17 protein-coding genes are annotated in these 22,774 nt (G+C 71.1%); 7 read left to right on the forward strand and 10 right to left on the reverse strand.

Annotated elements, in window-relative coordinates:
* Positions 1-21 precede the first annotated feature (21 nt).
* Entirely contained in the window at positions 22-1,605 is a 1,584-nt protein-coding gene (locus tag ACQP2T_RS52585) for a hypothetical protein (RefSeq protein WP_433512307.1), read from the reverse strand.
* A 98-nt stretch (positions 1,606-1,703) separates the two neighbouring features.
* Here ACQP2T_RS52585 and ACQP2T_RS52590 point away from each other — a divergent pair, with 98 nt between their 5' ends.
* Positions 1,704-3,548, forward strand: a complete 1,845-nt coding sequence (locus ACQP2T_RS52590) for a hypothetical protein (RefSeq protein WP_433512308.1) — start codon at positions 1,704-1,706, stop codon at positions 3,546-3,548.
* A gap of 58 nt (positions 3,549-3,606) precedes the next feature.
* Here the strand turns inward: ACQP2T_RS52590 and ACQP2T_RS52595 are convergent, their stop codons facing one another.
* Positions 3,607-5,784, reverse strand: a complete 2,178-nt coding sequence (locus tag ACQP2T_RS52595; protein ID WP_433512309.1) for an acyl-CoA dehydrogenase — start codon at positions 5,782-5,784, stop codon at positions 3,607-3,609.
* Between the two features lie 62 nt (positions 5,785-5,846).
* Positions 5,847-6,635: a hypothetical protein gene (locus ACQP2T_RS52600; protein WP_433512310.1), complete on the reverse strand. Its 789-nt coding sequence runs from the start codon at positions 6,633-6,635 to the stop codon at positions 5,847-5,849.
* Positions 6,636-7,002: 367 nt separating this feature from the next.
* Here ACQP2T_RS52600 and ACQP2T_RS52605 point away from each other — a divergent pair, with 367 nt between their 5' ends.
* The 4 genes from ACQP2T_RS52605 to ACQP2T_RS52620 all read left to right on the forward strand — a co-directional run bounded on the left by ACQP2T_RS52605 (position 7,003) and on the right by ACQP2T_RS52620 (position 10,944).
* On the forward strand, positions 7,003-8,430 hold the full coding sequence (locus ACQP2T_RS52605) for an AMP-binding protein (protein ID WP_433512311.1): 1,428 nt from the start codon (positions 7,003-7,005) through the stop codon (positions 8,428-8,430).
* Positions 8,431-8,448: 18 nt separating this feature from the next.
* The gene (locus ACQP2T_RS52610; RefSeq protein WP_433512312.1) at positions 8,449-9,516 is read left to right on the forward strand and encodes a S1C family serine protease; all 1,068 of its coding nucleotides are present in this window, start codon (positions 8,449-8,451) and stop codon (positions 9,514-9,516) included.
* A 62-nt stretch (positions 9,517-9,578) separates the two neighbouring features.
* Entirely contained in the window at positions 9,579-10,541 is a 963-nt protein-coding gene (locus ACQP2T_RS52615) for an ArsR/SmtB family transcription factor (RefSeq protein ID WP_433512313.1), read from the forward strand.
* A 37-nt stretch (positions 10,542-10,578) separates the two neighbouring features.
* A complete protein-coding gene (locus ACQP2T_RS52620) occupies positions 10,579-10,944 on the forward strand; it encodes a zinc ribbon domain-containing protein (protein ID WP_433512314.1) in 366 nt (121 codons plus the stop codon).
* A gap of 57 nt (positions 10,945-11,001) precedes the next feature.
* Here the strand turns inward: ACQP2T_RS52620 and ACQP2T_RS52625 are convergent, their stop codons facing one another.
* The 6 genes from ACQP2T_RS52625 to ACQP2T_RS52650 form a co-directional block, all read right to left on the reverse strand.
* The gene (locus tag ACQP2T_RS52625) at positions 11,002-11,517 is read right to left on the reverse strand and encodes an OmpA family protein (protein WP_433512315.1); all 516 of its coding nucleotides are present in this window, start codon (positions 11,515-11,517) and stop codon (positions 11,002-11,004) included.
* 49 nt (positions 11,518-11,566) lie between these two features.
* On the reverse strand, positions 11,567-12,166 hold the full coding sequence (locus tag ACQP2T_RS52630) for a hypothetical protein (RefSeq protein ID WP_433512316.1): 600 nt from the start codon (positions 12,164-12,166) through the stop codon (positions 11,567-11,569).
* An 80-nt stretch (positions 12,167-12,246) separates the two neighbouring features.
* A complete protein-coding gene (locus tag ACQP2T_RS52635) occupies positions 12,247-15,111 on the reverse strand; it encodes a BTAD domain-containing putative transcriptional regulator (protein WP_433512317.1) in 2,865 nt (954 codons plus the stop codon).
* A gap of 456 nt (positions 15,112-15,567) precedes the next feature.
* Entirely contained in the window at positions 15,568-17,298 is a 1,731-nt protein-coding gene (locus ACQP2T_RS52640; protein WP_433512318.1) for a protein kinase domain-containing protein, read from the reverse strand.
* A gap of 60 nt (positions 17,299-17,358) precedes the next feature.
* Positions 17,359-17,499 carry a hypothetical protein gene (locus tag ACQP2T_RS52645; protein WP_433512319.1) on the reverse strand — a complete coding sequence of 47 codons (141 nt, stop codon included), beginning with the start codon at positions 17,497-17,499 and terminating at the stop codon, positions 17,359-17,361.
* A 517-nt stretch (positions 17,500-18,016) separates the two neighbouring features.
* Complete coding sequence (locus tag ACQP2T_RS52650; RefSeq protein ID WP_433512320.1) at positions 18,017-19,483, reverse strand: serine/threonine protein kinase; 1,467 nt, start codon at positions 19,481-19,483, stop codon at positions 18,017-18,019.
* A 177-nt stretch (positions 19,484-19,660) separates the two neighbouring features.
* Here ACQP2T_RS52650 and ACQP2T_RS52655 point away from each other — a divergent pair, with 177 nt between their 5' ends.
* Together ACQP2T_RS52655 and fusA are read left to right on the forward strand one after the other, a co-directional pair.
* Positions 19,661-19,786, forward strand: coding sequence for a hypothetical protein (locus ACQP2T_RS52655; RefSeq protein ID WP_433512321.1), 126 nt, complete (start codon positions 19,661-19,663; stop codon positions 19,784-19,786).
* Between the two features lie 95 nt (positions 19,787-19,881).
* Entirely contained in the window at positions 19,882-21,954 is a 2,073-nt protein-coding gene (gene fusA / locus ACQP2T_RS52660) for an elongation factor G (RefSeq protein ID WP_433512322.1), read from the forward strand.
* 66 nt (positions 21,955-22,020) lie between these two features.
* On the opposite strand, the gene ACQP2T_RS52665 is transcribed toward fusA, so the two are convergent.
* Positions 22,021-22,761, reverse strand: a complete 741-nt coding sequence (locus ACQP2T_RS52665; RefSeq protein ID WP_433512323.1) for a DUF2071 domain-containing protein — start codon at positions 22,759-22,761, stop codon at positions 22,021-22,023.
* Between the last annotated feature and the right edge of the window lie 13 nt (positions 22,762-22,774).

Here is a 22,774-nt window from a genome sequence, read left to right on the forward strand (position 1 = left end):
AAATCTTAATAAATACGCTGATCAGCGGACCTGGTGTTGTAAAAAAGGTACAAACCGGCGGTCGGTTCGGTACAGTTTCAGGTCATCTGTGGCAACTAGCAGGCTCGCTCCGCTGAGCCAGCCCGCGAACCGCTGCCGCTCCTCCGGGGTTCCCGCGTCGACGACGACGTAGCGGAAACCCGCTGCGGCCAGGTCTGGCGACGGTCCTACTAGTACGCGTTCTAGCTCGCGTACCCTCTTGTCCTCGGCCTGGACGACCATGCTACCGACGCGTACCGAGTCGTTGGCGACCACCTCCCGGCCTGGCACGGCGAAGTAGCGCTGCGCCGGATCGAGCACCGCCCGGTCCCCGTTCCACGGGAACCTCCGGTAGGACTCGAACGGCAGCACCAGCACGTCGCCCGGCTCCGGATCGCGCCGCATCACCTCGCGGGCCTGGCTCCAGCTCTCCGGATAGCTCACGGCCCGCAGCGCCCCCGCGCCGCCCCAGGCCAGGGTCGGCAGCACGGCCACAGGCACGAGCACCATGAGGACCGCCCACCGTCCGGTCTTCCCCGCCTCTTTTGTCAGCGCCTCTCCTTTCAGCGCCTCCCGTGTCAGGGCTTCTCTCGTCAGGGCGCCCAGTCCGACGGCGGCCAGCAGGGCCAGCGGCGCCACGAACTGCTGGGCGTCCCTGAACACCGCGAACCCGCCCCACACCCCGACCAGCCACCTGAACACCGCGCGCCCCGGCTCGGTCACCCCCAGGCAGGCGATCCCGAGCCCGATGGCCGCCGCCGCGCCCAGCCCTCTCGGCCGGTCCCTCATCAGGACGAACCCCACGATCCCCGCCACGACCAGCGCCAGCCGGGCCACCGAGCCCACCGCGCTCTCGTACCCGGCCGGGACGGCATGGGCGTTCCAGATCCCGCCCAGCGACAGCAGGCTGCCGACCGCCCCGAACGGCCCGTCCGCCCTGGCCGCGAACGCGTCCACGCCCACCGGATCACCGCTCAGCCCGCCCGGCCGCAGCAGCCCGAGCAGCAGCCACGGCAGGCTGACGGCCAGCAGCACCGCGCCCACCCGGACCCGCCGCCCGGCGACGGGCAGCGCCGTGAGTGCCGTGACGGTCATGGCCGCGAACCCCCCGACGGCGGCGGGCAGCACGGCGAGCAGCAGTCCGCGCCGGGCGAGGACCGCGCGCACCACCCACGGCAGCCCCGCGTACCCCAGCAGCAGGGCCCACTGGCCCATCAGCAGCCGCTCGGCCACGTACGGGTTCCACACGTAGTACGCCCCGGCCACCAGCCGAGCCCCGAGAAGGCCCGAGGGCACGAGCAGCGCGGCACCCGAGCAGCCCAGCACGAAGATCCCCAGCAGGATCGCCTTCTGCACCAGCTCGGCCGGGACGACGGTGGCCAGCGCGGTGACCACGGCGTCACTGGGCACCACCCGTGGCGCCCCGCCGGCCAGCCCGAACGTGAAGCGCGAGAAAGCCGGGTCCGGCACGAAGACCATGTCCTGCACCAGGACGAAACCCCAGCCCAGAGCGGGTCCGAGGGCGAGGCAGCCGAGGACGAGCCCGAGCACGGCCGACAGCGGTCCGGCTCGGGTCGTGTGCGGCATCCCGCTATGACATCACAACCGAACAACGGCCATTCCCCGCAAATCACCCAATGACTACGCTTCCCGCTGGAGGCTTGAGGGGGCCTGGAGGGGGCGGGGTGGCGACGAGCGAGACGACGGTGGGGGCCCGTCACTGGCTGCGCGGCGGGGACGCCGTGATGGCCACCGCCCTGGCGATGATCGCCGTCCAGCTCGTCTGGAAGTCCGGCCTCGTCCGGCGTACGTACTTCCGCCAGGACGACTTCACCTTCATCGCCCGCGGCCTGGAGCACGACCTGACGTGGGACTACCTCATGCGGGTCGACTACGGCCACCTGGTCCCCGGCCCGTTCGCGATCCAGTGGGCGATGGGCCGCCTGGGCGTCTACAACGACGTCCTCGCGCACGTCGTGACGGTCACCCTGTTAGGCGCGGCGGGCCTGGCCCTGCTGCGGCTGCTGCGCCTGCTGTTCGGGGCGCGGCCGGCCATCCTGGTACCGCTGGGGTTCTACCTGCTGACGCCGATGACGATCTCCTCGCTGTCGTGGTGGGCGGTGGTGATCGAGACGCTGCCGTTCCAGATCGCGCTGCCGATGGCGCTGTGCTCGCACGTCCTCTACACCAGGACGGGCCGCTTCAGGCACGCGCTGGCCGCGGCGGGCTGGACGCTGTTCGCGATGGCGTTCTTCGTCAAGGCGCCGTTCATCCTGCTGCTGGCCGTCGCGCTGAGCGTGGGCTGGCTCGGCTGGAGCTGGCGGAGGCAGTGGCCGGCCCTGCTGCTGTACGCGGGCCTGCTCGCCGGCTACGCGGCCGTCTTCTTCCGCCAGCTGCTCACCTCCGTGCAGCTCACCAACGACACGATCCAGCCCAGCCTGCCCGACGCGGGCCTCGCCGCGAAGTTCGCCTGGACGCTGCTGTCCAGCTCACTGGTGCCGACGTCGCTGGGCGGGCCCTGGCAGTGGCGCCCGATCGGCGAGGACTACGCGACCGCGGGGACGCCGCCCGAGCTGGTATGGGCAGGGCTCGGCGTCGCGGCGGTCGTACTGGCGGTTTCGGTGTTCTTCCGGCGGCGGGCCTGGCTGGCGTGGCTGATGCTGCTCGCCTACTTCGCGCTGGCCGACGTGGTGCCTGTCATGATCGGCCGGATCCAGCAGCTCGGACCGGACCTGAGCGGGGCCGAGCTGCGCTACGTGTCGTCCACGGCCACGGTCGTGGCGATCGCCATCGGCCTGGCGTTCATCCCGCTCGGCGGTGAGGAACGCCCCTGGCTGCGGGCCTGGCCGCGCCTCAGGTTCGCCTGGCTGCCGCTGGCCGCCGCGGTCGCGATCGGCTCGGTCTGGTCGGTCGCGGCCTACGCCCGGCTGCCGCTCGGCGCGGACGTCAAGAGCTACGTCGAGACCGGCAGGCTGGCGCTCAAGCGCGCCCCGGAGCACGCGGTCGTACTCGACACGCATGTGCCCGCCAAGGTCGTCTATCCGATCTTCTTCTACGACTACGCACTGGCCTCCAAGGTGCTCGGCCCGATCGCGCCGCACCCGGTGACCTGGACCAGACGCCTCAGCGGCCCGGTACGCAACCCGCTGACCTTCGACCCGCAGGGCCGCCTGCGCCCAGTGAGCATCGACGGGCTGACGATCCCCCAGCCCGCCGGCTGCAAGCCGGTCGGCGCGCGCGAGGTCCGCTTCCGGCTGCCGGCGCGGCTGCCCGAGGGCGAGTGGACGGTCCAGGTCGGCTACCTCAACCCGGCCGCCACCCGGTTGTCGGTACGGCTCGGCACCGGGCGGGACGAGGTGGTCGCGGAGAAGGGGTTCGGGTGGACGTTCGCCGCGGTCAAGGGCGGCGGGAGCGAGCTCGTCATCCGTACGGCGAACGGCCCGGACGCCTGCCTCGGCGAGATCAAGATCGGCATCCCGAGACCGTGGGCCGACGGGACGCCGAGCCCGCTCCAGCCGGTCACCCCCTGAGCTCCCTCAAGGGTTCGGTGCCCGTGGAGGGCCGGGCCCCCGAGCCCGGCCCCCGCCGTCATTTACCCGGCTCAGGGTCCCTCGGCAGGCCGAGCATGCGCTCCCCGATGATGTTCAGCTGCACCTCGGTGGTGCCGCCGTAGATGGTCATCGCCCGGGTGGCGAGCACCGCCCGGTTCCAGTAGCCGGCGTCGCCGAGCTTCATGTCGGCGGCCACCACGGCCGCGGACCCAAGCAGCTCCACCGCCGACTCCGAGACGTGCTGGGCGTGCGCGGTGGACAGCAGCTTGCGTACGGAGGCGTCCGCTCCGGGCTCGGCCCCCGCCAGCTGCTTGAGCGTCACCCGCAGCGACAGCGCGTTGATCGAGTGCCCCTCGCAGATCACCTGCGCGACCTGGTACGCCTCGACCGGCGACAGCTCCCGCCCGAGCCGGCCCGCCAGCCCGAGCAGGTCCGGCACGGACGCGCCGGTGCCGCCCGACCCGGACGAGAGCGAGACCCGCTCGTTCGACAGCGTGTTGCGGGCGACCTTCCAGCCCTGCCCGACCTCGCCCACGACCAGCTCGTCCGGCACGAACACGTCGTCCAGGAAGACCTCGTTGAACAGGTTCTCGCCGGTCATCTCGGTCAGCGGCCGGACCGTGACCCCCGGCGCCTTCATGTCGACCAGGAAGTAGGTGATGCCCTCGTGCTTGGAGCCCTCAGAGGAGTTGCGGGCGATGCAGATGCCCCACTCGGCGACGTGCGCGACCGAGGTCCAGACCTTCTGCCCGTTGAGCTTCCAGCCGCCCTCGACCTTGTCCGCCTTCATCTGCAGCGAGGCCAGGTCGGATCCGGCGCCGGGCTCGGAGAAGAGCTGGCACCAGATCATCTCGCCGCCGAGCGTCTTGAGCAGGAAGCGTTCCTGCTGCTCGGGGGTGCCGTACGAGACGATCGACGGCACCACCCACGCACCGATGATCATCGCGGGCAGCTTCACCCGCGCGGCCTTGAGCTCCTGGGCGATCAGCACCTGCTCCAGCGGCTTGGCGCCGCGGCCCCACGGCTTGGGCAGGTGCGGCATGACCAGGCCGCGCGCGGCCAGCGCCCGCTTCTGCTCCGTGCCCTCCAGCTCCTTCAGCGACGCGATCTCCGCGCGGATCGACTCGCGCAGCTCTTCGGCGTCCTCGGGCAGGTCGAGCTCCATCTCGCGCGTCACGCCCTGCAGCGCGAGCGCGGTGACGGTGGCCGCCCACTCGGCCGACGAGCCGAGCAGCGCGCGGATCGTGAGGGCGCGGCGGTAGTAGAGGTGGACGTCGTGCTCGTAGGTGTAGCCGATGCCGCCGAAGGTCTGGATGGCGTCCTTGGCGCACTGCACGGCCGCGTCGGGCGCCATCACGGCGGCGATGGCGGCGGCGTAGTCCAGCTCCTTGCCGTCGGCGCGGGTGGCGTCCCAGACGGTGGCGCGCGCCTGCTCCAGCGCCACGAGCATGCGGGACAGCTTGTGCTTGATGCCCTGGAACTGGCCGATCGGGCGGCCGAACTGGACGCGGACCTTCGCGTAGTCGGCGGCGGCCGTCACGCACCAGGAGGCCAGGCCCGCGGCCTCGGCGCCGAGCAGGATCGCGGCGAGATTGCGTACGTCGGAGCTCTGGACGCCGCCCAGGATGCCCAGGTCGGGCACCAGCACCTCCGACAGCTCCACCTTGGCCACCGGCCTGGTCAGGTCGAGGGACTTGATCTCCGTGACGGTGGCGGACGAGGCGTCGATGATGACCCATTCCTCGCCCTCGTCCGCGGCGACCGGCAGCACCAGCGCGTCGGCCAACGAGGCGCCGAGCACGGCCTCGGCCGTGCCGGAGACGATCAGGCCACCGTCCTCGGTGAGGGTTCCGGTCAGCGTGCCGGTCAGCGCGACCGCGGCGGTGAGTGAGCCGTCGGCGAACGACTCCAGGTGCTCGGGCCGCTTGGAGGCGTTGATCACCGCGCTGGCCAGCACCGTCGGCACGTACGACCCCGGCGCCATCCGCTCGGCCAGCGCCTCGACGGCGACCGCGGCCTCCAGCAGCCCGTAGCCGGAGCCGCCGAACTCCTCGGGCAGGTGCAGGCCGAGCAGGCCCTGCTCGGCGAGCCCCGACCAGAACGCGGGACGCCCGTCGGTCCCGGAGCGCAGCAGCTCGGCGGGGATGTTCCGCGCCGCCCAGCCGCTCACCGACTCGCGGAGCGCCTCGTGTTCCTCGCTCAACCCGATCGCCATCGCACATCCTCCAGCCAGGCCCCGTTATATGCCAGAACCATATTCTAGAGCATGCTTCTGGCCTATAGGGTCCGTATGTTCTGCGCGATCGTGTTCAGGTCACGGTAGTGCGACTTGCCGCTCTGGGGGATCGAGGCGAACAGCATCGCCGGCTTGGTCTTCCCCACGTCGTGGATCGAGATGATGGCCTGCGAGGTCTTCTGCTTGCCCGAGACCGTGTAGGTCACCTTGTAGCCGACCATCCAGCCCTTGCCCACCGGCACCTTCTGCGATCCGGTCCAGGCGATCGTGGCGCCCGCCGGATACTGCGTGCGCAGCGTCCAGTTGACGGCCCTGACGGCGAGGTCGCGGTAGTCGGCGTTCTTGGCCGGCTTGGGCTTGGGGGTGGCGCCGGGGAGCATCGCCGAGCCGATCACCGTGTGCGGGATGGCGACCTTGCCGACGCGCTGGGCGATGGCGAACGGCGCGAACGACTTGGCCGTCCACGGCAGGCCCAGGCGCGGGTAGCTGATCCCGGTGGCCAGGTCGGAGATGGTGCCGATGGTGACGGTCGCCGTACCGGCCTGGTCGGGGTACGCGAGGCTCTTCGGCACCTCGGGAAGCAGGATCCCGGCCGCCGACGGCTTGGGCGAGGCGGAGCCACCCGGCACCGGAGAGACCGGGACCACCTGCCGCGGGGGCTGCTGCGTGTCCTTCGGCACGTCACCGGAGAAGATCACGAACACCAGCAGCACGGCCAGCACGGTCGCGATGATGGCGCCGAACAGGTAGATGACCTTGATCGGGATGTCGCCGACCCGGGCGAGCAGCCCACCCTTGAGAGGTGCTGGTGGCGGTGGGATCGGCGGCAACGGCTGGATCGGCTGACCTTGGCCCGGCTGACCTAGGCCCGGATGGACCGACGGGCCCTGGCCGTGCTGGACCTGGCCGTGCTGGACCTGGCCGTGCTGGACCTGGCCGTGCTGGACCGGCTGGCCCGACTGGCCGGGCTGAGCCGGCTGGATCGGTGAATGGTCGGGCGGCTGTGGCCGATCTAACGGCCGGGGGACCACGACCGTCTCGTCGGCGGGCAGGACGATCTTCCTGAACGGGGTGGTGGGAGAGTCCGAGGTGGGGATCTGGTCGCCGACGTCCGCCATGGCTTTCAGGTTACGTTACGAATGAGCGGGATAATTCTGCTATTCGCCCGCCAGAATCTAGTTCTGTATGGTCGCGAGCATGAGGGGTTTCTACGAGATAGCCGCCGCCGACGCCGAGCGTCCCGCCCTGCTGGGCTCGGACGGCGCGACGTACGGGGAGTTGCTCGCCCGCGCCAACCAGGTCTCCCACGGCCTGACCGCGCGCGGAGTGGCGCCGGGCGACTCGGTGGTGACCGTGCTCAGGAACGGGCTGGACGCCCTGACCATGATGCTCGCGACCTACCAGATCGGCGCCTACCTCGTACCGGTCAACTGGCATTTCACCGACGAGGAGATCGCCTACATCGTGGCCGACTGCGGCGCGAAGGTCGTGGTCTCCCCCGCCGCGCTCAGCGTCGGCGAGCTGGTGGCCGGTCAGCCGGACACCGCGCCGGAGCATCGGCGGGCCGGGTCGATGATGCTCTACACCTCCGGCACGACTGGGCGGCCCAAGGGCGTGCGCCGGCGGCTGCTGCCCCTGACGCCGGAGGAGCTGTACCCGATCCTCATGCGTAAGAGCTGGCGGCATTTCGGGCTGCCGGTCGGCGGGGTGCATCTGGTGTGCTCGCAGCTGTACCACTCGGCGCCGTACGGCCAGGCGATGATGGCGCTGCAGCTCGGGCACTCGATCGTGGCTCCGGAGCGGTTCGACGCCGCCGAGACCCTGCGGCTGGTGGAGCGGCATCGGGTGACGAACGCGTTCATGGTGCCCACGATGTTCCATCGGCTGCTGGCCGTACCGGATCGGGAGGAGTACGACCTCTCATCGCTGACGCACCTCTACCACGGTGCGGCGCCGTGCCCGCCCGCGACCAAGCAGGCCATGATCGACTGGCTCGGGCCGGTGCTGTGGGAGTACTACGGCTCCACGGAGGCGGCCGTGGCCACCATGGTGTCGTCGCGGGAGTGGCTGGCCAGGCCGGGCACGGTCGGCAGGGCGCTCGACGGCATGACGTTCACGATCGTCGGCGACGGCGGCGAGGAGGTGGCACCCGGAGAGCCGGGCCTGGTCTACATCGGCGGCGTGAACCGCTTCGAGTACCACGGCGACCCCGGCAAGACGGCCGCCGCCATGCGCGGGCCCGCCTACACCCCCGGCGACATCGGTTACCTGGACGAGGAGGGCTACCTGTTCCTGCTCGACCGCAGGACTGACCTGATCATCTCTGGCGGCGTCAACATCTATCCCGCCGAGATCGAGGCGGTGCTGCTCGAACATCCCTCCGTGACCGATGTCGCGGTGATCGGCGTGCCCGACCCCGAGTGGGGTCAGCGGGTCGTCGCGCTCGTCCAGCCCGCCGAGGGAGCCGACACCGGCGATCTCACCGCCGAGCTGATGCGGCACTGCGCGCCGCGGCTGGCCAAACTCAAGCATCCACGCGTCATCGAGTTCCGCGACGCGCTGCCGCGTACGCCAACCGGCAAGTTGAGCAGACGAAACGTCCGCGAGGCGTATCTTTCCAGTTGACGGGGGCAGTAGCTCTGCATGGGCAAGGTCGTTGCCGCGATCGCCGCCGCCATGCTGCTGGTCGCCTGCTCAGGACCGCCGAACACCACCGCGGCCCGCTCGACGACGCCCCCCACTTGGCCACCGTCCCAGACGCCCGCCGCCCAGGAGTCCATGGTGCCGTTGGAAGTGTCCTTCGAACGCACCATCAAGCAGGTGCTCCCGTCGATCGTGCAGATCACCACCGAGGACGGGCTCGGCTCGGGCATCGTGTACGACTCGGCGGGACACATCCTGACCAACGCGCACGTCGTGGGTAAGGCGAAGCAGATGGACGTGAGGCTGGCCACGGGCAGCAAGCCGCACAACGCCAGGCTCGTCAAGAGCTTCGGCGGCGGCGACCTGGCGGTCATCAAGGTGGACGACCCGAAAGGGCTGAAGCCGGCCAGGTTCGGCGACTCGTCGAAGCTCCGGGTCGGCCAGATGGTGCTCGCCATGGGCAACCCGCTGGGGCTGTCGGGCAGCGTCACTCAGGGGATCATCTCGGCGCTGGGGCGTACCGTGACCGAGCCGCAGGATCCCGAATCGCCCGGCGCGACGATCACCGGCGCCATCCAGACGTCGGCCGCGATCAACCCCGGCAACAGCGGCGGCGGCCTCGTCGACCTGTCCGGGCAGGTCATCGGCATCCCGACGCTCGCCGCGATCGACCAGGACCTCGGCGGCGGGGCCGCGCCGGGCATCGGGTTCGCGATCCCGAGCAACACCGCCACGGACATAGCCGCTCAGATCATCCGCAGCGGCAAGGTCACCAACAGCCACCGGGCGGCGCTCGGCGTCAGGGGCAGTACGGTCATCGGCGACGACGGCCAGGCCGCCGGGGTCGCCGTGGCCAAGGTCGACAAGGGCAGCGCGGCCGCCAACGCGGGCATCAAGCCGGGGGACGTGATCACCTCCATCAACGGCCGGGAGACGCTGACGATGGCCGCGCTGGCCGAGGCGCTGACCACGTTCCGGCCGGGGCAGCAGGCCAAGGTGGGGGTCGTCAGGCTCAATGGCTCGACCACGACGATCACCGTGACCTTGGGCGTCCTGCCGGGCGACTGACCTCTCCTCGCCCTTTTCGCTCTTTTCGCCAACGCTAGTCTTTGCGTCCGGAGGTGGGACGGATGGCTCATCTGGAGTGCACGCCCGAGGATCTGGCGAAGGTCAGGTTCGGTCTGTCGCCCATGAGCCAGGTCGTCGGCGCGCTCAACGTGCTGAGCGGCCAGAACGTGCCGCCCGGCCTGCCCATCTGGACGACCCGCGTACGCGAGCGCTACCAGCGGCTGCTGGCGGGCAGCCCGGTGCTGCGCGCGCTGATCCGGCTGCACCGGGTGACCGACTACGCCCCCGACTTCTACTGCGTGCCGCCCGACGGCGTGGACACCACGTTCGAGCGGGAGGTGGCCGCCGTCCGGGGCATGCCCGCCGACCGGGTCGCCGCCGACTTCCGGCTCAGCCATCGGGAGCGGCCGGTCGATCCGGCGCTCGACGTTCCCGACGCCGGCGAGCGGGTCGCCGACGCCCTCGAAGCGCTCTGGACCGAGCTGCTCGCCCCCGACTGGCCCCGGCTGCGCGCCCTGCTGGAGCGCGACATCGTGCAGCGGGCCGGGCGGCTCGCGGTGTACGGCTGGATGGAGGTGTTCGGCCGCCTCGGCATCGACATGGAGCTGAAGGAGGAGCGCATCCTGCTCGGCAAGGTCCGCGGCGCCTCCCACCGGCTCGGCGGGGTGGGCGTGGTGCTGATGCCGAACGCGTTCGGCGCCAGGTACGTCTACCTCGATCCACCGCGCGCGTACGGCCTGACCTACCCCGCGCACGGCGTCGCCGCGCTCTGGGAACGGGGCTCACCCGCCGCCGACGGCCTGGTCGCGCTGCTCGGGCGGGGGCGGGCGGCGGTGCTGACGGCGCTCGACAGCCCGGCCAGCACCAGCCAGTTGGTCGCCCAGCTGTCGATGACGCTTGGCGGGGTAGGCGGGCATCTGGCCGTGTTGCGCCGGGCTGGACTGGTCTCGCGTACGCGCAGCGGCCGGTCGGTCCTCTACAGCCGCACCCCGATGGGCGACGGTCTGGCCCAGCTCACCACCTGAGCTCAGCCGGGTTCAGATGACCGACCTCAACCATCAAATGTCGAAGTTTGTGGTGCGTGAAGCCGAACGCACCGGTCGTGGTGTCGCCCTGGAGGATCTGCAGGGTATCCGCGGGCGGGTAAGGGCTCATCGGTTCCAGCGGCGTACCCTGCACAGCTGGGCGTTCGCCCAGCAGATCGCGTTCACCCGCTACAAGGCCGCGCGGGCCGGGGTTGCCTTCGTACTGGTCGACCCCGCGTATACCTCGCAGGCGTGTCCGGAGTGCGGGTGTGTGTCCAGGGCGAATCGGCCGGCGCGGGACCGGTTCGTCTGCAAAGGGTGCGGCCTCGCTGGGCACGCCGACCACATCGCGGCCCGCAACATCGCCGTACGCGGCGTAGCGGGCTGGGCTGCCATCAACTAGCCACACGCTACCGGCCTCCTCTCAGCCAGACGGGACCGCGAGAGCAAACCACCAGCTTCAACCGGTGGTAGTTGATTGCTTGGCGTTGAAGATGAGCTCCACGCGGCGGTTCTTCGCCCGGTTCTGGGCGACGGGCTTGCCGTCGACGATGTTCGGCACCTTCGGGCGGCTCTCGCCGTACCCCTTCGCCTGGAGGTCGGCGTTTCGGCCGGTCAGCATGGCGCGCATGGCCTGCTGTACGGCCCGCGCCCGGCGCTGCGACAGCGTGACGTTGTAGGCGTCGGATCCCTGGTCGTCGGTGTGCCCCTCGACCTTCACGACGCCCCCGGCGCCCTCCGCGTCGATCTTGCGCGCCACTTCCCTGAGCCGCTGTTTCGCCTTGGCGGTCAGCACCCACTTGTCCACCGCGAACAGCACGTCGCTGGTGAGCGCGACCGTGACCTGCTCACCCTGCTTGGTCTCGCTCTCGGTGCCGTCGAGCGACTCGACCTCGCCGATGATGTCCTCGACGGGAAGCACCAGATCCTCGACCGGGCCGGTGGCGTCGGCGGGCGGAGCGGGGGTCGGTGACAAGAATGCTGGGGACAGGACCGCTGGGGACAGGAACAGGGCCAGTGCGAGGCTAAGAGATCGGAACATCGGTGAACACGCCCATCATCGGCATCTCGACATTGATCTTCGTGACGTCCGGAGGCGGGGCGGCGAACACCGCGTAGAGCGTGGAGGCGTCGCCACTGTCCAGGAACTGCCCCTGAGTGCCCGAGCAGACGCACTTCGCGTCTTCGCCCGTGCCGTTGCGGGCGACGCGGTAGCGCTTGGCGTTGACCGGATCGATCAGGGAGACGGCCGACACCGTGAAGTCGAGCGTGCCGCCGCCCATGCCGTTGTGCAGGTTGACCTTGCCTTCGGTGGCGGTGACGGTCCAGTTGAGGCTGATCGTCCTGCCCTGCCGCTTGAGCGCGGTGATGTCGACGCGAGCCTTGCCGTACTGACCGCCCGCCCCGACCTTGACCTCCCGGCTCGCGATCACCTTGGTCTCCTGCGCGGGCGCGGTCGGCTGGGCTTCGGCCGGTGCGCTCCCCGTGGTGGCGGCCCGCTCGGGCTGCGCGGCCTGCGCGGTCTGCCCCGTCTGCTCCTCGCCGCCGCCGCCCTGCTGGCCAGGGAGCATCCCGCAGCCGGTCAACGCGACGGCCGCGACAGCCAGCGCGATCGTCTTCCGCATGTTCTGATCACCTTCGCCGGTAGGGGTGGAACTCGTGGCCCCGAAGGTAGCCGGGCGACCTTCAGGATCCGCATAGTGGGCTAAATCCCCAGGCCACGACGCCTGTCCAGCTCTTGCGCCAGAAGCTCGACCTCGGTACTCGGTGGCTCACCGAAGCTGTCAGACTCTCCCATAACACGCGCAAGCCCATCAACCGCAGCATCGACCTCATCAAGGTCCAGGTGCGCTTTTATAAGGACAATCAGGGCTCTTGATGCGTTTCTCCGGTCACCGTGAGCCGTGAACATCACCTCGGCCTGGCTCGCCAGCCCGGCCGCCACCTCCGGGTCTCCCTCGGCACTGGCGATGTCGGCCAGCACGAGCAGCCCGGCCGCCTCCGGCAGCCGGTCACCCAGGCGCCGGTTGATCCTTATCCGCCGCTCGGCGCAGTCGCGGGCCCGCGCGTAGCGATGGGCGCCGAGGTGCAGCCGGGCCAGGTCGAGCAGGGCTTCGGCGGCGCCGCGCGGGTCGCCCAATTCCTCGTACGCCTCCAGGCTGCGATCCACCAACCCAAGGTCTCCGCGTACGACGCCCAACGCCCGGAGCGCGTCGGCCGTGCCGCGCCGGTCACCGGCCTCCTCGAACACGTGCAGGCACCTGGCCAGCGCGCGTTCCGCCTCGGCCGGCCGCCGCTCCACCAAGCCGAGCCGCAGCATGATCCGAGCCAGCTCCAGGCCCTCGACCAGCGGCTGAGCGGCCCTCAGCGCGGCGGCGGCCGACTCGGGGCGACCTTCCACCCGATGCAGATCGGCCAGAGCACGCAGCAGCAGCGCCTCACCCTCCCGATGCCCGGCCGCCCGCGCCGCGTCGAGGCCGGTGGCAGTGGTGACGTGCCAGTCGTCGTGATGCGCGCCCAACTCGAACAGCGGAGTCAGATAGAAGGCCAGCCGCCAGGCCGCCTCGTACAGACCGGCCCGGAAGAAGTCGCCCACGGTCGCCACAAGGAACCGACGTTCGGCACTCAGCCACCGAGCATCGGCCCGCAACCGCCCAGTCTCCAGCGCCCACCCACCAGTCACCCCAGGACCCGGCTCCCCCGCCCAGCCCGGACCGACGTCAAGCTCCTTCTCCCCCGCCCAGCCCAAACCGGGCCCAGGCACCTGCTCTCCCGGCCAGCCTGGACCGGCCGTCTGCGCTTGGTGGTCGGTGTGGGCCAAGGTGCGGCCCGAGCCGGGTTCGGCGGGGAGGAGGGCTGTCCTCGCGTGGCGGGTCCGGTCGAGGACCTCGCCCGCGATCCCGGCGAGGACCGCTGCGGGGCCTCCGTCTTCGGCGGTCAGGCGTTCGGCGGCGTACAGCCGGGTCAGGTCGTGCCAGCCGTACCGCTCACCGCCGGACTCGTCCAAGCCGAGCGACTGGAGCAGCCCGGCCTCGGCCAGCGGCTCCAGGTCGGCACCGAGCGCCCAGGACGCGAAGTCGGGCGCGGACAGCGCGCCCAGCCTGCGCAGCAGCCGCCGTTCGGAGTCGGCAAGCCCGTGGTAGCCGAGCGCCAGGCTGCCACGTACGGCCAGGTCGCCCGCGCTCAGCTCGTCCAGTCGGCGCCGTTCGTCGCCCAGCCGTCCGGCCAGGTGGTCGAGGGTCCAGCCCGGCTTCCTGGCCAGGCGGGATCCGGCGATGCGCAGGGCCAGCGGCAGACCACCACAGAGCCGCACAATCCGGTCTGCTGCCTCAGGCTCGGCGCCGACCCGTTCGCGCCCCACCACCTCGGCGAGCATGGCCACGGCCTCGTCGGGTTCGAACACCCCCAGCTCGTACGCCCTGGCCGCCTCCAGCCCCGCCAACGGCGAACGGCTGGTCACCAGCGTCAGGCTGCCCGGACCGGTGGGGAGCAGCGGGCGTACCTGGGCCTCGTCCGTGGCGTCGTCGAGCACCACGAGCAGGCTGCGGGTCGCCGTCATGCCGCGATATAGCCGCACACGCTCCTCGAACGCGGCAGGCACGGCCCCGTCTGGACACCCCAGGGACCGCAGCAGGTCCTCCAGCACGGCGCCGGGCGGCCGATCGCGGAGTGACGCGTAGAGACGACCGTCCGGGAGGTCGATCATGGTCGCGGCGCGCACAGCCACGGCGGACTTACCGCACCCCGGCGGCCCATGTAGGACGAGGTGCACGGGCGCACCGCCCGCAAGCACCCCACCACCTGGCGCAGGCGCACTGCCTCCCGGCGCAGGCACCCGGGCGACGATCCAGTCGAGGACCGCCTGGCGCCCTGTGAAGTCCGAAATATCCGGCGGTGCTTCGCTCTTCACCGGCACACGCTGCTGCGGTCCCTCGCTCGACAGCGCGCGTCGGTGCGCCTCGACCAGCTCGGTGCCCGGTTCCAAGCCGAGCTCGTCCACCAGCACCCGGCGCGCCTCCTGGTAAGCCGCCAGCGCCTCCGCCCGCCGTCCGGCCTGGCGCAGCGCGTCGAGCAGGCGCGCCCAGGCCCGCTCGCGCAGCGGGTACGCGCCGACGAGCGCCCGCAGCTCGCCGACCACCTCACCGCCCCTGCCCAGCCGCAGGTCCAGCTCCACACGCTCTTCGAGCGCGGTCAGGCGGAGCTCTTCCAGGGGTACGGCGTGCGTTCTGCGCAGGTACGAGGACTCGATATCGGCCATGGCGTCCCCTCGCCACAGCGCCAGCGCCGCCCGGAACCCCTCGGCCGCCGCTTCGACCCTGCCCGCCCCCCTCGCCCGCCTGGCCTCGCCGACCAGCCGCTCGAACCGGTGACAGTCGACCGCATCCGGTTCCACCTCGATCAGGTAGCCACCGGGCACGGTCCTGATGCCGTCGACGAGCTTGCGCAGCGCGCTGATGTACACCCTGAGCACCGACTCCGCCGAGGCCGGCGGCCGATCGTCCCAGACCACGACCATCAGCCGCTCGATCGGCACCACCCGCCCGGCGGAGACCAGCAGCGCGGCCAACACCGCCCGATGCTTCGCCGGCCCCGGCCCTGCCACAGAGCCCGGGCCCGAACCCGGGCCCACCACAGAGCCCAGGCCCGAGCCCGGCCCCACCGCAGAGCCCGGCCCCACCGCAGAGCCCGGCCCCACCGCAGAGCCCGGCCCCACCGCAGAGCCCGGGCCCGACTGCGGCCCAAAACCCGGAGTAGACAGTGGCCCTGGCGGCTGCCCAGAGCCCCACCCAGGCAGCGACCCCGACTGCGGCCCTGCGCTCGCCCCGGACAGTGACTCCGGCTCCGGCCCAGAGCCCGGCTGCGGCTGCGGCTCAGCGCCCGGTACAGACAGTGGTCCCGGCTGTGGCCCTGACTCCGGGTCCAGGTCCGGGTCGCTTTCGAGGCGCAGTGGTCCCAGCAGCCGGAACCGGAGGGGACCGCGCCCCTCCTCGCCGGGCAGCGCCGGGAATTTCGGCATTTGTGGGGCTTAGTCCTTCGTGCGGTCGATGGCGAACGACTCGAAGCGTACGCGCAGCGCCTCCCCGGCGTCCGGAGCCACCTGGACCCCGGCCTCCCCAGGGCCGAGCGGATCGCTCGCATCGGACGCCTCGGCGACGAGTTTCTCGTTCACCCACATCCGCAGCCTCACCCCGTCGCCACCAGGGTCGGTGCCGCTGGGACCGGCACACTCGGCGACGATCCGGCCGCCCCCGGCCGCCGCCGCACCGCCCAGGGCCGCCGGACCGTACAGAGTCGTGCCCTTCTGCCCGCTACGGCGCTTGACGATCGTGACCCGCCCTGAGTCGCTCACCCCGAACTCGTAGCGATCCCCCGAGTTCGCCGACCCGTGGCACCACACGCCGTACTCACCGGACCCCTGCTCAAGCCGCGCCTTCGCGCTCACCACCACCCCACCGGACGGCTCTGGCACGGGCGCGGACTTCCACAGCCGCCAGCCCGGCTTGGCGGTCAGCACGTAGTCGCTCCCGGCGACCCGCGCGTCCCCGCCATCGGACGCCCCGGTGGCCCAGGAGTCACCGAACCCCGCCGTGTACGGCCACGACGGCGACCACACCCGAGGCGCCACCACGACCCCCGCCACCACGGCGGCCACAACGGCGAGCGCCCCCGCCACCCAGGGCCACCGACGCCCCGCCACTCCCCCACGTCCACCACGGGCGAGGCTCACACCGGAAGCAGCCTCAACGGATGCCTCTTCGACCGCTGCGGCGAAGCCGCGACCCTCAACTGCTGCGCTCAAGCCGCGATCTTCGACCGCCCCGGCACGCTCCCAGGCGCGACCTTCGACCGCTCCGCCGCGCTCCCCGCCGCGGGCGCCGAACGCCGCCGGCTGCTCCGCGGCCAAGCCGCGAGGGCCGGTCCAGGTACGTTCGACGACCTGAGTGGCCGTGGCCGGGCTCAGTTGCCGGCCACCCGTCAGCGACTCCAGCAGATGCCGGGCCGTGGGGCGAAGGCGTGGATCCCTGGCCATCGCCCGCTCCACCACGTCCCGCATGCCCGCGTCGAGCCCGTCCAGCCGCGGCCCCTCGTTGACGATCCGGTACAGCACCTCCGCCGGCGACCCGCCACCGAACGGCAGCCGCCCGGTCCCCGCGAAGGCGATCACCCCGCCCCACGCGTACACATCGGCCGCCGGCCCGAGCGGTTCCCCGCGCACCTGCTCGGGTGCCATGAACGCGGGCGTCCCCAGGATCGCCTGGCTGGTCTGGCTGGTCTGGCTGTCGGCCTCGGCGAGCTGTGCGATGCCGAAGTCGATCACGCGCGGCCCGAGCGGCGAGAGCAGCACGTTCGACGGCTTGAGGTCCCGGTGGACGACCCCGGCCCCATGAATCGCGCCGAGTGCGGTCGCGATGCCCACCGCCAGCGCTTCCAGGTCAGACCCGGACAAGGGCCCCTGTTCCCGTACGGCCTTCGCCAGATCCGGCCCTTTTACGTATTCGGTGACGAGATAGGCGACATCCCCATCCATCCCGGCATCAAGCACCGGAGCCGTACAGAATCTGGCCACTCGGCGAGCCGCGGCCACCTCGCGTTCGAACCGCCGCCGGAACGCGGGATCGCGGGCCAGCTCGGGATGGATCACCTTGATCGCGGCCAGGCCACCGGCGGGCGTGCTGGCGAGATGTACCTCACCCATGCCACCCCGGCCGAGCACCCGCCGCAGCGTGTACCCGCCTATGACCCGCTCGCCACTCATCGCAGACACACTAGCCAGGGTCAGCACGCGTTCCCGAGGTCGCCCACCTCCAGGGCCGGCTCAGTCCGGGCCCGCGACCATGAGGAACGTCGTCAACGCGGTGAGTATGAGGAACACCACGCCGACCAGCACCACGCCGACGGCCAGCAGCCGTTTCGGCGGGTCAGGCCGTTCCCCCGAACGTTCCGAATCCCATTCCACGGCCGACAAACTAACACCTGACAGCGAAGGTGACAAACAATGTCAGGCGGCTCGGGCGGCCAAACCAAGAACGGCGAGTTTCTTTACAGCACTCAGCTTTCTTTAAAGCACCCAGCCCAAAAGAATGAGTAATTCGGAATGACAGCCGACCTAGTCCTGGGCGCTGCGACCTTCCGTGCGGGCGATGGCGATCGAGCCGGTCGAGCCGCGCAGGCCGAAGCCGTACCGATACTGCTATCGGTTGCGACGGTTGGTAATCGTGCGGTAATTTACTGTCACAGCCGGGTGCCTGACTGGCGCTCGGTCCCCGTCCCCGTTGGTGTCCGCATCAACGGGATAGCGTCCGGCGGGGCGGTGGCCCAAGAGGTGCACTTCCTCCAGGAGTGCGCAGTCAGGCCCTGACAACGCGGTTCTCAACCCACGGTCCGCCCGGCTTGCCGGACGAACGCGGCTTCGGCTTCCACCAGATCACTGCCCGGCCTCGGCCGGGTGCGACGAGACTACGCCGATGTCCGCTTTACTCAGGTAAACACAGGGAACCGAAGACGCTGTCCTCCGGCTGCCCGGTGTTCGCGAACGTGCCCGCCGTCAGCACGCTGACGGCGGCACCGGCGGGTGGCAGGCCGCTCTCCCCGGCGACCAGGCCGAAGAACGGCGCCGATCCGGTCCCGGTGAACCGGCCGCCCCCGGCCCTGATCGCGGGCATGGCCTCGTTGTTGTTCGGCTGGAAGGTGGCGTACTGCTGGGAGGTGTCCTTGCCGAACTGGTCGGCGACATCGAGGTGCGAGAACGTCGCGAGGTCGAACGGCCCGTTGTTGGGCTGTCCGCCGGCCGAGCCGCTGAGCCAGTGCGGCACGAGCAGCACCGCGGCCGTCACGGCCGACGCCGTGAGCACGGCGGCCACCGCGATCACCGCCCCTCGCGGACGTTTCCGGGATGATCCGGGATGTACGGCCCTGCCCGACGGCGAGGTCGGCCCGTGATCCGGGTCCCCAGGAAACATCAAAGGACCCGCCTGCGCGGCCGGTCCGACAGCCGCCGGTCCGACAGCCGCCGGTCCGACAGCCGCCGGTCCGACAGCTGGCGGTTCGACAGCGGGCGGTTCGAAAGCCGCCGGTTCGACGAGCGTGTGCCCGTTCGCCGGCGCCGCCGAATGTCGCCCGCGAGCCGGTGAGCCTGCGTTCTCGCCGGTGAGGTCGCTCAGCAGCCGGGCGGCGGCCGGGCGGGCCGACGGATCCTTGGCCAGGCACGCGATCACCAGCGGCCGGAGCGGAGCGGGTACGCCCGTCACGTCGGGCCGGCCGGACATGATGCCGTGCAGGACCGCCGGGACGGCCTGCCCGGGAAAGGCCAGCCGCCCGGTCGCGGCGAAGACCATCGTGCCGGCCCAGGAGAACATGTCGGAGGCCGGAGTGAGCGGCTGGTCGCCCAGCTGCTCCGGCGACATGTAGGCGGGAGTGCCGGTCAGCTGCGTGTTGCTCGTCATGTGGTCGAGGGCGCGGGCGATGCCGAAGTCGATCACCACCGGCCCTTCCGGCCCGAGGATCACGTTGCCCGGTTTGAAGTCACGGTGCACGATCCCGGCCCGGTGGATCGAGGCCAGCGCGGTCAGCGTACTGACCGCCAGCCGCTCCAGCCCACTGCCGGTGCGCGGCCCGTCGTTCTTGACCAGCGCGTCGAGCGAGGGCCCCGGTACGTACTCGCTGATGATGTACGGCCGTTCGTCCACCATCCCCGTGCCGATGACCCGGGCCGTACAGAAGGCGGCGACGCTCGCCGCCACCTCCGCCTCGCGCAGGAACCGGCGCCGGATCTCGGGATCGGCCGCCAGCCGGGAGTGCAGCACCTTGATGGCCACCGGCGCCTGCCCCGGTGACTGCCCGAGATAGACCGTGCCCTGGCCACCCTCACCCAGCACCGCCGAGATCCGATGGTCACCGATGCGTTCCGGCCCCCTGAAACCCAGCGCACGAGGAACCGTCACCGTCCACCCCGCTAAGATCGGATGATCCCCCAAAACCGCGCCCAGGGTAACGTCCGCCCTCACACCAGCGCCGGAGAACACCGACTTTTCCCGCTTAAAATCGGTTTTCCGCTTATGGCCGTTTCAGTACACTCGCCCGGAAACGTGGCGCGCATTGACGAGTGAAGGGAGCCGACCGTGCACAGCACCAGCAACCGCACCACTTCGGTCATCCCCTCGTCTCGCTACGAGGTGATCCTGGTGTCTTCGTCCGCCCGGCGTCGGCTGCGCGGCCGGCACTGGACGTCTCTGACGAACACCTGATCAGCCCTTTCCTTTCGGAATCGAACAAACGTCGGGCGGTGTTCGTCCGGGAATCGCGCTGTCCAATCAGAAGCGTCCCGAAGGGCCATGAGGCCGTGCGTACCGAACTGCACCGTCATCACACCGACTCACTGAAAGCCGACTCGCTGAAAGCCGTCCGCAACCTGGGCATCCTCGCCCACGTCGACGCCGGCAAGACCACCATCACCGAGCGGATCCTGTACCTCACCGGCGCCACCTACAAGCGCGGCGAGGTACACGACGGCACGACCATCACCGACTTCGACTCCCAGGAGCGCGACCGTGGCATCACCATCTTCGCCGCGGCCGTGAGCTGCTCCTGGGACGGCCATCGGATCAATCTGATCGACACCCCGGGACACGTCGACTTCTCCGACGAGGTGGAACGCTCGCTGCGGGTGCTCGACGGCGCGATCGCGGTGTTCGACGGCGTCGCGGGCGTCGAACCGCAGAGCGAGTCCGTATGGCGGCAGGCCGACCGGTACGGGGTGCCGCGCATCGCCTTCGTCAACAAGCTGGACCGCGCCGGTGCCGATCTCGACACGGCGGTCGAGTCGATCCGCGAGCGATTGCGCGTGGTCCCGCTGGTGGTCCACCTGCCGATCGGGCGGGAGGACGGCTTCACCGGGGTGGTCGATCTGCCGCGCATGCGGATGCTGGCCTGGCCTGACAGTGGCGACCCGGTCGAGGAGGGCCCGATTCCGGACGGCCTGCGGGAAGAGGCGCGACGGCGCCGCCGGCTGCTTGAGGAGGCGGTGGCCGAGCTGCACCCGTTCGCGTTGGAGGAGTTCTGCGCGGAGTCGGCGATCTCCGAACGGACTCTCGCCGCCGCGCTGCGCGACCTGACCCGTACCGGTGAGGGCGTGGTGGTGTTGTGCGGATCGGCGTACCGCAACCGCGGCATCGAACCGCTCCTGGACGCCGCCGTGGCCTACCTGCCCTCACCGCTGGACGTGCCGCCGGTACGCGGCACGCATGACGGCGCGGAGCAGGAGCGTGCCGCCGACCCGGCGGCGCCGTTCGCCGCGCTGGTGTTCAAGGTGCAGTCGACCGCCACCGGGCGGCTGACGTACCTGCGGGTGTATTCGGGAACGATGCGGAGAGGAGACGCGGTGCTGGACACCGGCGCGCGGCGCACCGAGCGGATCGGCCGGATCCTGCGGGTGCAGGCCGACCGGCACACCGAGGTGGACCGGGCGGCGGCCGGGGACATCGTCGCGGTGGTCGGGCTGAAGACGGCCCGCACCGGCGCCACACTGTGCGCGCCCGAGGCTCCGCTGCTCCTCGAACCGCCGACCATGGCCGATCCGGTGGTCTCCGTGGCGGTCGAGGCCCGCAGGAGCACCGAGACCGACCGGTTGACGTCGGCGCTGGCCCGGCTGGTGGAGGAGGATCCTTCGCTGGTGGTACGCACCGACGCCGAGACCGGTCAGACGGTGCTGTCGGGGCTGGGCGAGCTGCATCTGGAGGTCGCGGCGGAGAAGATCCGGCGCGCCCACGGGCTGGAGGTCGCCATCGGCCGGCCTCAGGTGGCCCACCGGGAGACGGTCGAGCGCGGGGTCTCCGGATTCCTGTACCGGCACGTCAAGCAGGACGGCGGGGCGGGGCAGTTCGCGCACGTCGTCCTCGATGTGGATCCGCTGGACGTCGCCGACGGCGTGGTGTTCCACTCGACCGTCGTCGGCGGACGGGTGCCGCGCGAGTACGTCCGGGCGGTGGAGGCCGGCTGCCGGGACGCCCTGGCCGACGGGCCCCTCGGCGGCCACCCGGTGACCGGCCTGCGGATCACCCTGGCCGACGGAGCCACCCATCCCAAGGACTCCTCGGAGATGGCGTTCCGTACGGCCGGCCAGCTCGGGCTGCGCGAGGCACTGCGCGCCAGCCTCCTGGTGCTGCTGGAGCCGGTGGTCGAGGTCACGGCCACGGTGCCGGACGACGCGGCCGGCGGGGTGCTCGGCGACCTGGCGGCCCGGCGCGGCCGGATCTCGGGCTCGACCGCGCGGGCGGGCACCGTGGTGATCACCGCGACCGTGCCGCTGGCCGAGGTGTTCGGGTACGCGACCCGGCTGCGCAGCCGGACCCAGGGCCGGGGCACCTTCACCACCCGGGCCGCCGGTTACGCCCCGGCCCCGAGGCCGTCCCGGTAAATGACGGCCGCTGGTGACTTCGAGGCCATCCCTTTAGACGGATGGCCTCGAAGGGGCCATCCGTACCTACGTTCCCGGGCGGAAACGGCGCGGCGGGGTGTGGATGTCGAAGCTCAGCCGCGCCTGAGCCAGGATCGAGTGCGGCACGGCGTCCGGCGTGATCAGTCCGAGCCGTTCGAAGACCGGAAAGCGAGCGGAGCCGGCGACGAGATACCGGGGACGCATCGGCGGATGCCAGATGCTGTAGACACCCACCCGCCCGTCTCGCCGCCGGTACCAGCCCTGGGTCGGATGGGTGAGCCGTTCCAGCCAGTCCGGTTCGTCCGTGAACCCGGCCAGCTGAGTGAGCGGCTCGGCCAGCTCGACCGCCTCGCAGTGGGCGTCCCCGGCCGCCAGCCGCCACCGGGCCGGGTCGGCGTCCCAGTCCGCCTCGATGTGGATGCGATCGCGGCGCCACGGCATGCCCCACAGATGCTGCGGGATCGCGACGACCGGGTGATCCAGGCTGGTGCCGAAGAACCAGACGCCCGCCCTGCCGTACGCGGTGACGTAGGCACGGTAGTTGATCTGCCCGCAGTCGATCCCCACTGATGGGAGGAACCGGAAGTGGAAGTCCCGGTCCCGGAAGGCGACAGCGGAGACCAGCGCTCCGGGACCGTCGTCCATCTTCATCGGGACGAACCCCTCGGGCAGGTGCCGGGCGAGCGCGTCGGCGTCCACCCGGTAGCTGACGATCGCGAAATCCTCCAGCTCCGTCCGCGCGTGGAACCAACGCGGACGCGGCCGGGGCGTACCGACGAAGCTCATGCCCAAAACCATC

It is taken from the genome of Nonomuraea sp. CA-143628 (assembly GCF_050942315.1).
Lineage (GTDB): Bacteria > Actinomycetota > Actinomycetes > Streptosporangiales > Streptosporangiaceae > Nonomuraea.

Coding starts and splice junctions, on each gene's coding strand:
- ACQP2T_RS52585 (WP_433512307.1), bottom strand. CDS start 1,605: ATGCCGCACACGACCCGAGCCGGACCGCTGTCGGCCGTGCTCGGGCTC.
- ACQP2T_RS52595 (WP_433512309.1), bottom strand. CDS start 5,784: ATGGCGATCGGGTTGAGCGAGGAACACGAGGCGCTCCGCGAGTCGGTG.
- ACQP2T_RS52605 (WP_433512311.1), top strand. CDS start 7,003: ATGAGGGGTTTCTACGAGATAGCCGCCGCCGACGCCGAGCGTCCCGCC.
- ACQP2T_RS52610 (WP_433512312.1), top strand. CDS start 8,449: ATGGGCAAGGTCGTTGCCGCGATCGCCGCCGCCATGCTGCTGGTCGCC.
- ACQP2T_RS52615 (WP_433512313.1), top strand. CDS start 9,579: ATGGCTCATCTGGAGTGCACGCCCGAGGATCTGGCGAAGGTCAGGTTC.
- ACQP2T_RS52620 (WP_433512314.1), top strand. CDS start 10,579: ATGTCGAAGTTTGTGGTGCGTGAAGCCGAACGCACCGGTCGTGGTGTC.
- ACQP2T_RS52630 (WP_433512316.1), bottom strand. CDS start 12,166: ATGCGGAAGACGATCGCGCTGGCTGTCGCGGCCGTCGCGTTGACCGGC.
- ACQP2T_RS52640 (WP_433512318.1), bottom strand. CDS start 17,298: ATGAGTGGCGAGCGGGTCATAGGCGGGTACACGCTGCGGCGGGTGCTC.
- ACQP2T_RS52665 (WP_433512323.1), bottom strand. CDS start 22,761: ATGAGCTTCGTCGGTACGCCCCGGCCGCGTCCGCGTTGGTTCCACGCG.